The organism is Rhodopirellula islandica (assembly GCF_001027925.1).
Classification (GTDB): Bacteria; Planctomycetota; Planctomycetia; order Pirellulales; family Pirellulaceae; genus Rhodopirellula; species Rhodopirellula islandica.
The window spans coordinates 150,563-165,257 of record NZ_LECT01000015.1; the positions used below are offsets into that span (position 1 = coordinate 150,563).

Below are 14,695 nucleotides of genomic sequence, written 5' to 3' on the forward strand. Positions count from 1 at the left end.
GCGTACCAAACCCGCCGGGACTTCTATCATCATGATTCAATTCGACAACGACAACCAGTCGGAGCAGCTCTCAGAGCGATCCAATCAAACCGTGTCGTAACCCTGGGGGTGTGCTTGATGCCAATTCCAAGCCGTCTTCACGATGTCCTGGATCTCGGTGTAGCGGGGTTTCCAGCCCAGCACTTCCCCCGCCAATTTCGCGTCGGCAATCAGCTCCGCTGGGTCTCCTGGGCGACGCTGCCCCATCACTTCAGGGATCGGATGCCCGGTCACGGACCGGCATGCATCGACAATTTCTCGAACGCTGGTGCCTCGGCCAGTCCCCAGGTTCACTTTGATGCCTTCCCCCGGAACCAACCGGTCGAGAGCCCGCAGGTGAGCATCTCCCAGGTCGTCGACGTGGATGTAATCGCGGATGCACGTGCCATCTGGCGTCGGATAATCATCGCCGAAAATCGAAATCGATTCACGTTGCCCCAAAGCCACCTGCAACACGATCGGGATCAAGTGCGACTCGGGATCGTGGTGCTCGCCAATCGTTCCGTCTGGGCGTGCTCCTGCGGCGTTGAAGTAACGCAGCGCCGCGTAGGCGAACCCGTAGGCATGAGCGTAGTCCGCCAACGCCTTTTCAATCACCAACTTCGAGAACCCGTAGGGATTGATTGGGTTCTGCGGCGTGGTCTCTGGGATCGGCACCGTGTCAGGTTGCCCGTAGGTCGCCGTGGTGCTGCTGAACACAATGTTTTTGACATCCGCTGCTCGCATCGCTTCCAACAAGGACAACGTTGCCACGACGTTGTTCTGGTAATAGATCGCCGGATCACGGACCGATTCACCGACTTCGGCGAACGCGGCGAAGTGCATCACCGCGTCGATCGAGTGCTCCTTCAACAGCGAAGTCAGCTTCGCTTGATCGCTCAGGTCTCCCTCGACCAGCAAGCCTTCTGGGACCGATTTGGCGTGGCCGCGTGACAAGTTGTCAAACACAACCACTTCGTGACCGGCATCGAGCAACAAAGCGACCGCGTGGGACCCGATGTACCCGGCACCGCCGACGACGAAAACTTTCATGGGAAGAATCTTGCGATGGAGATGATTCGAGAAGAATTGACATTGGCGGCAACACGCCTCCAAGACGATAACTCATTGGAAACGTTTCGATGAAGTGCACATCCACAGTGCATCCCTGAACGCCGTGGAGCACCACTAGAGTGGCTAAACGACGCACAAAACTGCAGCAATTGCAGACTGGACAGACAGAATCGGCTGCTCCTTCGGCCGGTCAAGCGGTTTGTGATGAATTTTTGGTTTACTTGAAACGCGAATGTCATCTCGCCGACAACACCATCTCCGCCTACGGGCGAGACATGAAACGGTTTGTCACCTGGATGGACGGACGCCGCCCCGCGGACCTGACGATCACCGAATTGTCGGACTTCGTCGCCTCACTGCACGGCGAAGGGCTGGCTCCCGCGTCCATTTCCCGAGCGATTGTGGCGATCCGGACATTCTTCCGGTACTTGCAACTCGAAGGCATCACGGTCGACAACCCGGCCGAACTGCTGGCGACGCAAAAGGCTTGGCAGCGCATGCCGGGCGTGCTCTCGCCCAACGAAGTCGAGGCGTTCCTCTCCGCCGTTAAAAAATCCGATTCCTTCTGGCAGCGAGATCGTGCGTTGCTGGAAGTGCTCTACGCAACCGGTTGCCGTGCGTCCGAGGTCTGCACGCTTCGCGTTCGAGACTTGACGCTCGAGGAACGCACCCTCCGCTGTCACGGGAAGGGAGACAAACAACGCATGGTCCCCATCGGCGGCGGCGCAATCCGAGCGATTCAGCTTTACCTCGAAGAGAGCCGGCAACTCCTGGCGGACCGCAACCCCGGTCAAGTCGACGAGCTGTTCCTTTCAAGAAGCGGCAAAGCACTGGACCGAATCCAACTCTGGCGGTTGGTGAAACGCTATGCCAAGCGGGCGGGGATCTCAGACGAGATCAGCCCGCACAGCTTGCGTCACAGCTTCGCGACGCACTTGCTGGCCGGTGGTGCTGACCTTCGGCAGGTCCAAGAGATGCTCGGACACGCCAGCATCCAAACGACCCAAATCTACACCCACGTCGAACACTCGCGATTGCAACGCGTGCACCGAGAATTTCACCCCCGGGCGTGATCGCCAGCGGTCGCACTGACTACCAACGCAGCAGTGCGGTGCCCCAAGCCAATCCGGCACCAAACCCGCACAGCAACAACAGGTCGCCTTCTTTCAAGCGTCCCTCGCGAGCGGCTTCGTCCAATGCCAGCGGGATGCTCGCTCCCGACGTGTTGCCGTACTTGTCTAGATTCACGAACACCTTCTCAGGCGGCACGTTCAAATCCGACACCGCGGAGTCAATGATTCGCTGGTTGGCTTGGTGCAAGACAACCAAGCCAAGTTGATCGGAGGAAACATTGGCTGCATTCAACACATCTTTGGCGCTCTCGTCAAAGATTCGCACCGCCCACTTGAACACGCCCCGACCATCCATCTGCAAATAGCGACTGGCGGCGGGATCGGTGCCGGACGCGATTGGCGTTCGCGAACCACCAGCAGGGATGCACAGCATCTCGCCACCGCAACCTTCACTGCCGAGCTGATACGCCAAAAACCCGTCGGTCTGGATGTCTGTGTCTTGGATGCCTGAGTCACTGGAGGCACTCTCGCCATCGTTGGACTGGCCGTCATCCTCGTTGGAAGGAACCAACAAGGCCGCGCCCGCGGCATCACCAAACAACGGGTAGGTTTTCTTGTCCTCGGGATCCACCGTGCGGCTCATCAAGTCCGCACCAATGACCAACACGTTTTGAGCGTTGCCGTTGGAGACAAACTGCGCTCCGGTGACCAACGCGTACATGAATCCAGCACATGCGGCGCCCACATCCATCGCCGGTGCGACCGCCCCGAGCCGGCGTTGCAGATGGCACGCGGTCGAAGGCGTGGGATGATCCGGTGTGATGGTGGCAACCAGAATCAAATCAATCTGGTCGATCGAGACCTTGGCATTCTCAAGACAGCGAAGCGCGGCTTCATAGCATAGGTCGCTGGTCGCTTGCTCGGGTTCGGCATGTCGACGTTGCCGGATGCCGGTGCGACGAACAATCCAGTCGCTGTCGCAACCCAAGGCGGCCAAGTCTTCGTTGGTGACAATTCGTTCGGGAACGTACGATCCCGTTCCGGCGACCCGAACCCCTTTCAGTTTGCCCATCCGGCCGCGAGTGGCCTTCTTTTGAGGCATCGATCCGGGACCAGTTTCGAGTGGGGCGTTCGTCGATTCGGCGGGGGATTCTTCGTTCACAGATTTCGCGGCCACGTCAGGGGCGGTGGCATTCGAGGAGGTTTCGATCATGTTGCCGCCGAGAAAAGATCACGGATGAAAAGTGGATGAAGTATAGCGGGATTGCGTCTCGCTGGCATCCCGATCAATGCCCACCGAGGTCCAACGGAAACTCATGGCTCACACAAACCAAGCACAAACGAAAACTGCCCCGCAACGCAGAACACGTTGCAGGGCAGCCAATTCTTACTTCGAAGGAAGCTGATCCACCGATCAGATCATTTCCTTCAGGCCCTTCAGTGGGCGGATGGTCAGTTTCTTGCTGGCGGGCTTGGGTGCCAACCAGATTTCTTCGCCGTTCGCAGGGTTGCGACCTTTTCGCTTTGGCTTGGCGGGAACGTCCTTCAACACGATCTTGCAAAGACCGGGGATAGCGAATTGTCCGGGGCCACCCTTTTGCAGCGACTTCTCGATTTCACCAGCCAACGAATCGAGGACAGCAGCAACGTCTTTCTTGGTCAGTTCGGTCTCTTCTGCAATGTTGGCGATGATTTGAGTCTTCGTCGGTGGTTTGGGCGGTACTTTGGCCATGAGCGGCACCTGCAAAAATGGGTGAACTAAATAGTGAATAGGAGTTAGAACGTTGGGATTCCCCTCCGATGCGGCACAAGTGTTATGTCCCGCATGGTCCGGCCGCAACCCTTCCAAAGGCCGAAAACACCGTGATTTTCAGCCTTTTTCGGTTTTCGAGGGTCGAATCAGGGTCAGTTTGCCCCAGAAGTGCCTGTCAAGACCTCATCGACGGCTTCGCCGAGCAATTGAGGTTGGCCCGTGACGCCGCTGGCAACCACCTCTTCGGTGCCAGAAATTCGTGTCAAACTGGTGCCAACATCGGGCATCGCGGCATCGATTTGGCTGGCCTCATCGGCCCCTGCAACCACCTTTTGAGACCCCTCAGAAAGGATCTCGATGGGCTCGCCGGACGGTTCCACGCTGCTTTGCACACGCGTGGTTCCGAGGTCGCTGACAGGCACCATCGCATCCGCAACGGTCACGGCTGATGCCAACGGTTCCCCTGCGGCTTGCGTCGATTGCGTGCTCGCCGCTGCCGTGGAACTGGACGACGGTGTTTCCAGTTCAAAGCCTGATTCGTCAAAGTTAAGGATCACCAACCGATAATCACCCACCTGGCCGCGAACTTCCAAGGCGTTGCCATCGGCTAAATCCGCGATGCCGCTGACCTGAGCCGTGGTGGTCGCTCCATCGGTGGTGGTCGACTCGGTCGCATTGACCGTGATGCTGGTGGCCGCTGCGTTGAGCGACAATTCCAACTCGCTCAAACGTGAATCCGCCGCGTCGCTGGACTGCATGTACAAGGCATTGCTGCCAGGCAAAACTGCCGCGACGACACGCAGCGCCGGTGCGGATCCGAACCAGTCGTTCACTCGAATGTACTCCGGCAGCAATCGCCCGAAGCTCAACGAAACGTCTTCGTCGGACTCATCCGCAGCACTTTCAATGTCGATCTCGCGAGCCTCTTCTCCACCTTCAAAGAACGGCACCGCAGGAATACTCAGCTTGTACGAACCGGGCAACATATCCGGAACACTGACCGTGCCACCCGAGACCACGACGGAAGAATCCGACAGTGGAATTGAAACCGCTTCACCGCGAGCGTTGGTGCCAGTCAAAATGGCGGCGTCATAGAAACTGCTCGACAACGCACCGATCGAATCAAACGTGAAGTTGAACGTCCGGGCCAAGTAGTCCGCCACGTTCACCGTGATCGTGGCCGTGGAACTGGACAGTCCACCAGCATCTTGTACTTGGTAAGTGAACGTGTCGGTGCCGGTGAAGGTTCCGCTTGGTGGCGTGTACAACACGCTGGAACCGTCCGAGCTCACGGTCACCGTCCCGCCCGCCGTTGGCGTGCTGAGACTGACGAATTGCAACACCTCGCCGACATCGACATTGGTCGGCAGATCGCTTCGCGTGATCACGGCCTCGTTGCTGGTGCCCCGCACGGTATCGACAGTGATGCTTTCGGCAACCGGCGCGTCGTTCACCGCGGTCACCGTGAAGGTCACTGTCGCCGTCGACAGTCCACCGCCGGTATCTCGGATGGTGTAGGTCACCGTTTCGGTGCCGTTGAAATTCGCTGCGGGTTCGTAGGAGAGTCCCGTTCCGCTGTTGGCGATCGAAACTTGACCACCGTTGGATGCCGACCCCACGCCAGTGATCGTGAACGATTCGTTGTCCGCGTCGGTCGTGTCATTCGCGAGAACGTCGTAGGTCACCGCTGCGGAGTCTTCCAAGATCGTTCCCGAGGCTGGGAAAGAATCATCGACGGCGGTCGGCGCGTTGTCATCGCTCTGGATGTTCACGGTCACCTGAACGGTGTCCGTGCTGGTTCCATCGCTGAGCGTGTACTGAAACGTGTCGGTTCCAATGAAGCTGGCTGGAGGCGTGTAGTTGATCGACAAACCATCGGAGGCAATGCTCAGCGTGCCACCATTGGAGGCGGTGCCAACAGCCGTGATGCTGAGGGTCTCGCCAGGATCAGCGGTGGATGCTTCGTTGGCCAACACGTCCAACGTGTTCTGCCCCGATCCCGAAATCACAGTGAACGTGTCATCCACGCCCACGGGTGGATTGTTCGCACTGACGTCACCAACGGTCAGCGTGGTGCTGCCATAGTTGATTGAACCGGCGGGCAAGCGATCGTTGTTGAAGAACAACAATGTCTCGTTGGCACTCACATCCGCGGGGTTGGTCGTGAACGTCAGCGAACCGTCCGCAATCGCGACCATGCGAACCGTCGCCATCACGGACTCTTCCTCATTGGTCGGCGAGAATCGACTGCTCGCCGATCCGATTTCGTTGAACAGCCCGCTGGTCAACGTGCCCCGAGGCAAGAAGTCAAAGTCGCTGTCGTATTCAATCGAAGTGCCTACGACGAAATCAGCGATCGAGGAATCAAACTCGATGTCCGCATAAGCGGAATAGATCCCGCCGAGATCCTCGCGTGGCCGAGCGTCGACACCGATCAACTGCAGGAAGAACTCTTGCCCCACATCAACCGAGTCAATCGTGTTGCCATCCAAGTCCGTCAGCCGCACCTCCAGTCGCGCCAAAGCCTCCTCGGCAATCGTGACGGCAAACGACTCCGTGTAAGTGTTGCCGGCCAAGTCACGGATCTCGACGGTGAAGTCATTGGATCCCAATTGAGCTTCGGTGGGCGTCCAGTTGATGATCCCTGTCGACGAACCGATCGTGGCTCCAGCGGGGAAAACCGTCAAACTGTAAGTGGCACCACTGCCTTCTTCGCTGCTGGACAGGTTCGCTTGATAAGCCGCTCCCACATTGCCCGTGGACGAGTTGGCTGGCAACGTGAACGATGGGTCCGTGCGGTCCAGCGTGACAGACAATGCCGTCGACGTGCCGCTAGTCACACCATTGACGATCTGACGAGCAGCCAAGCTGTAGGTGCCATCGCCAATCGCGGCCAAGTTGCTGGTCGTGATCGCGACCGATCCGCCCGAGGCGGTTCCCACACCGACCACCGTGTTGTCCGCCGTGTTGATGATCTGAACCGTCGCCCCGGTGGTCACACCGCTGACATCAAAGGTCAACGACGCCGCGTTGGTCAAGTTGTCACCGCTGCTGTTCCCCGTGTCCGATGACGACCGAAGGTCCAGCGAAGACGGCGCCGCCGGTGCTTGCGTGTTGTCGTCCGTGAAAGTGAACACCAAACTTTGCAAGTCGGAACTCGTATCCGTGCTCGCAGCGGCTGCCACTCCCACGGTCAGCGATACCGTTTGCGTTCCCGCAACGCCGGCGGTGGGTGTCACTTCCAGCAGTCCGGTCGATGCGTTGACCGTGGCGGTGCCTCCGGTCACGCCACCGCTGATGAAGTACTGAACCGCATCGTCCTCGAGGTCAAAGCTCTCCAACTGCAACTCCACCGGAGCTGTCTTGGAGGAGGATGCCGGGACGCTGATGTCCTTGAGGTAAGGCTGAGCGTTGCGACGATCCGATGCTGGATCCGTGATCGTCACTGGAACCACCTGATCATAGGAGTTTCCATCCGAGTCGGTGATGGTCACCGTCACAGTGGTACTGCCCGTGCCCCCCAATCCTTTCAACATGATCACCGAATTCTCGGTGTCATCAAAGATCGTCGCGTTGTTGATCACGATGTCGGTTGTGGGAGCATTCGACGTGCTGTTGTTGACCTGCATGTTGCTGATCGCTTCACGAACGTCTTCTCCTTCGACCAACTGCCCAAACACCGAGTGATTGAAGTCGAGGAAATCCGTTTCCACTTCCGTGATGAAGAACTGCGAGTCGTTCGTGTCATCCGACGATTTCGCGAACGACAAAACGCCCGTTCGGTTGTGCTGCAAATCAGGATGGAATTCGTCATCGAAGTCACCCAGGTCGGAACCGCCCGTTCCAGTGCCGGTGGGATCTCCACCTTGGATCACAAAACCGTTGACGACTCGGTGGAAAATGATCCCGTCGTAAAAGCCGCTGTTGGCCAACTCAATGACTCGTTCGGTGGGACGCTCGGCACGCTGTTCGAACAATTCGAAGACCATGTCTCCAAATCCGTCCATGTCCAAACGGAGCGAGCGGTTCCCACTCAGCACGGTCGCTTCCACCAAACTTGGATTGGCCACCGAAACCGTCACGGTCAGCGGACCACCTTCGGCATCGTAACCATCGATTGGAATATGCAGCGGCGAACCAAGCTCAACGGTTTGCGCGTCGATGGTCTCGAAGGATGGATTTTCGTTGTCCGACGTCGGAATGGCGACGCCGCTGCGAGTGCTCAGGGTTTCCAGCGATTGAACCCCCGTCAGCCGAGTTCCATCGGGGAATATCCAGGTTGGATACTCGCTGATGTTCAACGATGCAAACTGCGAATCTTGCGTTCGATCGGGAAGCGTGACCTCCACGAACGGCAGATCATCGCCACCATCTTCGAACAATTGCTTTTGCTGCGTGCATGCAGGGCACCAGTGAGCACCGTAAAAAGTCACCCCGGCCGCATCCAAGTCCTTCGCGAATTGGACCAAGTCTTGGCCGGGCTCACCTTCGGCAGCTCGGTCTGACGTCCCGCGATCGGTGGACGAACTCTCCACGGCAGCCGACGACTCGCCCGCTGAACCGAAGAACCCTTCGGTTGCGAAAAGCTCGACATCACCCGCCATCATCTGACGTTTTTCCAGCGATTCCAACTGCAAGCGTCCTCGCTGGACAGCCTCGCCAACAGGGGAAGGGGACGTTCCTTGAATCCAAGACATCAAACGGTGCCGAACTTGAGTTCGGAACGATCGCTTGGATTCGGATGGACGGCGAGAAGAATTGTCGAAGTTCATCGGCGGAATTTTCTTCAGCTGAAGGAGTTCCAGACTTGGTCGCTGCCCCTGAAAGTCCAGGGCCCAAAAATCTGGGGGATATCGGTGGTTATTCGACGACAGGCAGTCGTTGTGACAAGGTTTTTCGGCACAGCCGCGCCGGTCAAGCTAACCGGTACGGTTTAACGCATCGTTTCAGGTTAAAGGCAGCACCGACGAGGATCCAAACTCAACCGACACTTCCCCCGTTTTCTCCGTGAAAACCGTGTGGAATGTTTCGATTTTGACGCTTGCCGAGCGAGTCGATGCCGCAGCAATGACGACACGCCTCAATGAAAAGGGGACTTTCACGTCCTCCATTCGACGTTTTTCGAGCCCATTTGGTTCCAATCCATCCGGCTCGTTGGGTAAATCGTGCCGATCAGCGGAAATGAACGGCCTCCGCCCCCCACACCACCCGCTGCGTCCCACCAAACGACGCCACTGTCAGGGGGTTTGCTGATGTGGGTCGACTCCACTCGGATTGCCCGTCATGATGAATCGGGAACGAAGCTGCCCTGGTCGCGAACCATCCAAGGCAAAACACCGTCGAAAGACTGGAGCCTGGCCGAGCTGGCCCGTCTTTCTGTTTGAACCAACTCCAGCGAGGAGCCGCCGGGATGTCTGCCCAAGTCGACCAGTTCTCAGCTTATTTGGACCGTGGAGGGATCAATTACGAACAGGACAGCGAAAACAACTTCTTCCGAATGATGTTCGACGGAAAACACGGTGACATTCGTGTGCTGATTGTGGTCGAGGACGCTCTGATTCAGGCCTTCTCTCACCCGGCCAATAAAATCCCCGAGAACAACCGACGCTCCATCGCCGAAGCCGTCTGCCGCGCGAATTACGGGCTGAAAATTGGAAGTTTCGAGCTCGACATGGAAGACGGCGAACTGCGGTACCAAACATCGATCCCGCTGAGCGACGACTTTCCCGACGACGATGTGCTGGACCACATCCTGTACGTGGGCGGTGCAATGGTCGATCGCTACGTCCCCGCCTTTCTGTCCATCATCTACGGCAACGAAGATGTGAAACTGGCGATCGAAGCCGCCGAATTGTAGAACCACCGAACCAGCCGAGACGCGCCCCGAGACAACAGCGACCCGATACAGAAGCAACCTGGCAGAACAGCGACCGGACAACGCGGCGAAGCACCTCACTGCCGTGCTTGCAGGCGGTTTCATAACCCGAATGCGTCAGCGAGGGACTTCGTGAACAACTCCCGGTCCCTCGCTGACGCATTCGGGTTGTGAAAAATGGCCCATCGCCTTGGCGATCCGAGCTGAACGCGATCGCACAGCTGAGAAACGAAAACAGCCGACTGGAAAAATCCAGCCGGCTGTTTTTTGATCCGTTCAACCTGCGAAAATTCGCGGCTTAATAGCGGTAGTGATTGGGCTTGTAGGGACCTTCCACTGGCACACCGATGTAATCGGCTTGCTCTTGAGTCAGCTTGGTCAACTTCACGCCGATAGCGTCCAAGTGCAGGCGGGCAACTTCTTCGTCCAACTCTTTGGGCAACAAGTAAACCTGAACACCGTACTTGTCGTTGTCACGGTTCTGGTAAAGCTCCAACTGAGCCAGCACCTGGTTGGTGAACGAGCTGCTCATGACAAAGCTGGGGTGCCCGGTGGCACAACCCAAGTTCACCAAACGGCCCTTGGCCAAGATGATGATGCTTCGGCCGGTATCGCTGAACGTGAAGCGGTCCACGGCACCAATGTCCGATGGCTTGATTTCGCTCAACGTCGCTTTGCCGTCGGCAACTTGTTGCTCAGCCCAAGCGATATCGATTTCGGTGTCAAAGTGACCAATGTTACAAAGGATCGCGTCGTTGGGCATTTGCTTCATGTGCTCGCCCAAGATGATGTCTTTGTTGCCCGTCGTGGTGACGTACAAACGACCTTCTTTGCAGGCCTCTTCCATCGTGGTGACTTCGAAGCCTTCCATCGCCGCTTGCAATGCGTTGATGGGGTCGACTTCGGTGACCAAAACACGGCAGCCATAGCTCTTCAGGCTGTGTGCACAGCCCTTTCCAACGTCGCCGTAACCGCAAACCACGGCCACTTTGCCGGCCAACATCACGTCGGTCGCACGCTTGACACCATCCGCCAAAGATTCGCGGCAACCATACAGGTTGTCGAACTTGCTCTTGGTCGCGGAGTCATTGACGTTGATCGAAGGCACACGCAACTTGCCCGTTTTGTTCAACACTTCCAGGCGGTGAACGCCGGCGGTGGTCTCTTCGCTGATTCCGTGGATGTTGTCGAGCAGTTCAGGGAATCGATCGTGCACCATGGCGGTCAAGTCACCACCATCGTCCAAGATCATGTTGAGCTTTTCGCCGGAGGGGAAATCCAACGTTTGCTCGATGCACCAATCGAACTCCTCGTCCGACATGCCCTTCCAGGCGTAAACAGGGATTCCAGCGGCAGCGATGGCAGCAGCAGCGTGATCTTGCGTGCTGAAAATATTGCAGCTGCTCCAAGTCACCTCGGCTCCCAGCTCGACCAACGTCTCGATCAGAACCGCGGTTTGGATGGTCATGTGCAAGCAACCAGCGATGCGGGCCCCCTTCAAGGGCTTTTCCGCACCGTACTTGCTCCGAAGTGCCATCAAACCCGGCATTTCGTTCTCGGCCAATTCGATTTCTTTGCGACCGTAATCGGCCAGCGAAATGTCTTTGACCTTGTAAGGCAACTTTGTCGTTTCAACTTGTGACACTGCTTCTGTCTCTCAATCGTGGTGAATGAACCAACACTTCAAAACAGCCCCAAAACGACGGGCGTCAGAGGGGTTGGGGACCGATCACAGGGACTCCCGCTGGTCCACAATCCGCCGCACGCTACGTCGTCAGGCACGGGCTGACCGGAAAAACATCCGGTTGGCTGGTTCAGAAAGCGCGCAGAGTATAAGCGAACCAGTTTTTTTGCCATCCCCAATTGAGCGTTCCAATTCAGATCTTTCGTTTCGCAAACGACCGCGGATAGGATATACTGGCTTGCGTCTGACGCGATCCCTTCTAAGAAATAGCGTCACAACCAACCCTCCCGCCCATCTCGCCCTCACGAGTCTCGCATGAACGCAATTTGCGGCCCCGCCCTCATGCTCGCCGAATCGCCCCTCAACTTCCTCCGGTCATCCCAACCAGCCAAAGCGATGGCCCGGATGGTCTGGGTCGCCGTGGGCTGCACGTTCTTATTCAGTCTGCCAGCCCAAGCTGAGGTCGATTATGCCAACGACATCAAACCGCTGCTGGCCAAACGATGCTATTCCTGCCATGGCCCCGACCAAGCCGAGAGCGGACTGGGACTGCACCAAGCGGAAACTTCGTTCGTGGAAGGCGACTCGGGGGAGCGTCTGATTGTGCCCGGTGATCCAGATTCCAGTCACTTGCTGGAACGAATCGTGGCCAACGACGACTACGAATTGATGCCACCAGAAGGCGAACCGCTCAGTGAAGCCGAGGTCGAACGGATTCGGCTCTGGATCGAAGAAGGTGCGATATTCACCAAGCACTGGGCTTACGAACCAGTCCAGGACGTGCCCCCACCCAGCATGACCGACGCGATCCAAAACCTCCGTGCTCAGGCAACCTCCAACGACCAAGCGGTCCAAATCGATCCCGTCGTCCAAGCTTGGCAAAAATCAGACCACCCGGTCGACGCCTTTCTGCTGGACTCACTGCTCGCGGCGGGCCTGACGCCAAACGCCGCTGCGGATCGTCACACCCTGATCCGCCGAGTGACATTCGACTTAACAGGATTGCCACCCACACCGCAGGAGGTCGCCGAATTCGTCCGCAACTCCGATCCAAACGCGTACGAAAACCTGGTCGAACGCTTGCTTCAGTCGCCTCACTACGGTGAACGCTGGGGACGCCACTGGCTGGACCTGGTCCGCTACGCGGAAACCAACTCGTTTGAACGAGACAATCCCAAACCCAACGCCTGGAAATACCGCGACTACGTCATTCGCTCATTCAACGAAGACAAACCCTACGATCAATTTGTGCAGGAACAACTCGCAGGTGACCTGCTGGACGAAGTCACGACGGAATCGCTGACGGCAACCGGTTACTTCCGACTGGGCATCTGGGACGACGAACCCGCCGATCCATTGCAAGCTCGCTATGACGAACTGGACGATCTGGTCGCCGTCACCGGACAAACCTTCTTGGGTCTGACCATCAACTGCGCTCGCTGTCACGATCACAAAATTGACCCGATCCCGCAAACAGACTACTACGGCATGCTGGCGTTCTTCGCGGACATCAGCCGGTATGGGACTCGCGGCGACCAAGTGAGCAACAACCAAATCGATGTCTCAGCGCCAGGCCTGAACGAAGCCTACGCAAAACTGGATGACCAGCAACGCAAACTGGAAGCAGAGGCCACCCAAATTGAACAAGACGGCATCACCAAAATGTCGGCTCCCGATCAACGGGCCACCGAAGGCGCCAAGCGTCAACGCGATCGCATCTTGAAGAACAAGCTTCGTCCGCTGCTGACCCAAGAACAACGCAAACGATACGACGAGATCAAATCAGAACTCAAGCTGATCGCCAAGCAACGCAACGAACTCCCCGATCGCCAACAGGTTCTCGGACTCGGCAAACTGCACCCGATCGAAGAAACGTTCTTGCTTTTCCGAGGCAACCCACACTCCCCGACGGATTCAGTGACACCACGATTCCCGGAAGTCTTTCAGGAATCGCCGCCGGAAATGACTCCCAACGAACGACGGCGTGTGTTTGCCGAGTGGGTGACCAGCCCTGAAAACCGACTGTCCTCTCGCGTGATGGCCAACCGAATTTGGCAGCACCATTTCGGCCGCGGCATCGTTCGCTCGCCAAACAACTTTGGCGGCCTCGGTGTTCCCCCAACCCATCCGGAGTTGCTGGACTACCTGGCCAACCGCTTGGTTGATGGCGGCTGGAAATTAAAAGACATGCACCGCTTGATCTGCACCAGCCAAGCGTACCAGATGTCCTCTGAGATCAAGGACGCATCCGCTGCCATCGATCCAGGCAACGATCTGTTCTGGAAATTCGATGCTCGACGCTTGAGCGCCGAAGAAGTTCGCGACTCGATCCTGGCCGTCAACGATTCACTCAACCGCGAAAGCTACGGGCCGAGCTTCTACCCAACCCTTTCTGCGGAAGTCATGGCTGGCCAGTCGAAGCCCGGCCAGGGCTGGGGAAACTCCAGTGAAGCAGAACGCAACCGACGCAGCGTCTACATCCACGTCAAACGCTCGTTGCTCACTCCGCTCCTTTCAGCATTCGACTTTCCCGAACCGGACACGACTTGCGAAGCCCGATTTGCGACTCTGCAACCTGGGCAAGCGATGTCGCTGCTCAACAGCGACTTCATTCACGAAGAAGCCAACAAACTGGCCAAGTCCGTTCATGCCAGACTGCCTGGCGAAGCCAACGCCCAATCGTTTGTCGCGGCCGTGATCGAACAAGTCCTGATGCGTCCGGCACTCGATATTGAAATCGAAGAAGGCGTCGAACTGATCGACGAATTGATCACCAAGTACGAGGTCGGCCCCGATCGGGCAAACGCACTGTACGCCTTGAGCGTGCTGAACTGGAACGAGTTCGTGTTCGTGTTCTAGTGGTTTGCCACAGCTCGAAGTTAGCGTTGATCGTAGTGGACGAGGCCACGAGTCCTTGGATTTGACGCCAGTTCAGGACTCGTGGCCTCGTCCACTACCTTAAAAATAGCCCACTAAGCAGGTCGGCAGGAGTGATCAAGCACAACCATGTGAGCCGTTTGGGCGTTCGCCCCGGTTGTGCGTGAAAACCGTGGCTAACGCCAGCGGCTCACATACCCGATGACACCTGCGTACCTGCTTAGCGGGCTTTGAGGTGGACGTGGCGTCGGCGGACGATGTCAGCAAAAGTGACCGAATACGGTTTCCGAAGTGGCTTCGGCGGTACGCACTCACGCATCCCAAAGGGCTGACGAACGAAC

The 14,695-nt window shown here is 57.4% G+C and carries 8 protein-coding genes; 3 read left to right on the forward strand and 5 right to left on the reverse strand.

All coding sequences use genetic code 11. The features are described from left to right. Positions 1-84: 84 nt before the first annotated feature. Entirely contained in the window at positions 85-1,071 is a 987-nt protein-coding gene (galE, locus tag RISK_RS06275) for a UDP-glucose 4-epimerase GalE (RefSeq protein ID WP_047813418.1), read from the reverse strand. A 140-nt stretch (positions 1,072-1,211) separates the two neighbouring features. On the opposite strand from galE, the gene xerD reads away from it, so the two are divergent. After that, positions 1,212-2,165, forward strand: coding sequence for a site-specific tyrosine recombinase XerD (gene xerD / locus RISK_RS06280; RefSeq protein ID WP_047813419.1), 954 nt, complete (start codon positions 1,212-1,214; stop codon positions 2,163-2,165). A gap of 19 nt (positions 2,166-2,184) precedes the next feature. Here the strand turns inward: xerD and RISK_RS06285 are convergent, their stop codons facing one another. From RISK_RS06285 to RISK_RS06295, 3 genes are all read right to left on the reverse strand, one after another. After that, positions 2,185-3,378, reverse strand: a complete 1,194-nt coding sequence (locus RISK_RS06285; protein ID WP_047813420.1) for a beta-ketoacyl-ACP synthase III — start codon at positions 3,376-3,378, stop codon at positions 2,185-2,187. Positions 3,379-3,579: 201 nt separating this feature from the next. Further along, positions 3,580-3,897: an HU family DNA-binding protein gene (locus RISK_RS06290; RefSeq protein ID WP_047813421.1), complete on the reverse strand. Its 318-nt coding sequence runs from the start codon at positions 3,895-3,897 to the stop codon at positions 3,580-3,582. 173 nt (positions 3,898-4,070) lie between these two features. Then, a complete protein-coding gene (locus RISK_RS06295; protein ID WP_047813422.1) occupies positions 4,071-8,690 on the reverse strand; it encodes an Ig-like domain-containing protein in 4,620 nt (1,539 codons plus the stop codon). A gap of 638 nt (positions 8,691-9,328) precedes the next feature. Here RISK_RS06295 and RISK_RS06305 point away from each other — a divergent pair. Then, complete coding sequence (locus tag RISK_RS06305; RefSeq protein WP_236696080.1) at positions 9,329-9,775, forward strand: YbjN domain-containing protein; 447 nt, start codon at positions 9,329-9,331, stop codon at positions 9,773-9,775. A gap of 316 nt (positions 9,776-10,091) precedes the next feature. Here the strand turns inward: RISK_RS06305 and ahcY are convergent, their stop codons facing one another. Beyond that, positions 10,092-11,438, reverse strand: coding sequence for an adenosylhomocysteinase (gene ahcY, locus RISK_RS06310; RefSeq protein ID WP_047813424.1), 1,347 nt, complete (start codon positions 11,436-11,438; stop codon positions 10,092-10,094). A 435-nt stretch (positions 11,439-11,873) separates the two neighbouring features. Here ahcY and RISK_RS06315 point away from each other — a divergent pair, with 435 nt between their 5' ends. Next, positions 11,874-14,336 carry a PSD1 and planctomycete cytochrome C domain-containing protein gene (locus RISK_RS06315; protein ID WP_390173925.1) on the forward strand — a complete coding sequence of 821 codons (2,463 nt, stop codon included), beginning with the start codon at positions 11,874-11,876 and terminating at the stop codon, positions 14,334-14,336. Positions 14,337-14,695: the final 359 nt, after the last annotated feature.

Bases quoted from the DNA above. Each gene is read 5' to 3' on its own strand.
- RISK_RS06285 (WP_047813420.1), bottom strand. From the start codon at position 3,378: ATGATCGAAACCTCCTCGAATGCCACCGCCCCTGACGTGGCCGCGAAA.
- RISK_RS06305 (WP_236696080.1), top strand. From the start codon at position 9,329: ATGTCTGCCCAAGTCGACCAGTTCTCAGCTTATTTGGACCGTGGAGGG.
- RISK_RS06290 (WP_047813421.1), bottom strand. From the start codon at position 3,897: ATGGCCAAAGTACCGCCCAAACCACCGACGAAGACTCAAATCATCGCC.
- RISK_RS06295 (WP_047813422.1), bottom strand. From the start codon at position 8,690: ATGAACTTCGACAATTCTTCTCGCCGTCCATCCGAATCCAAGCGATCG.
- galE (WP_047813418.1), bottom strand. From the start codon at position 1,071: ATGAAAGTTTTCGTCGTCGGCGGTGCCGGGTACATCGGGTCCCACGCG.
- RISK_RS06315 (WP_390173925.1), top strand. From the start codon at position 11,874: ATGGCCCGGATGGTCTGGGTCGCCGTGGGCTGCACGTTCTTATTCAGT.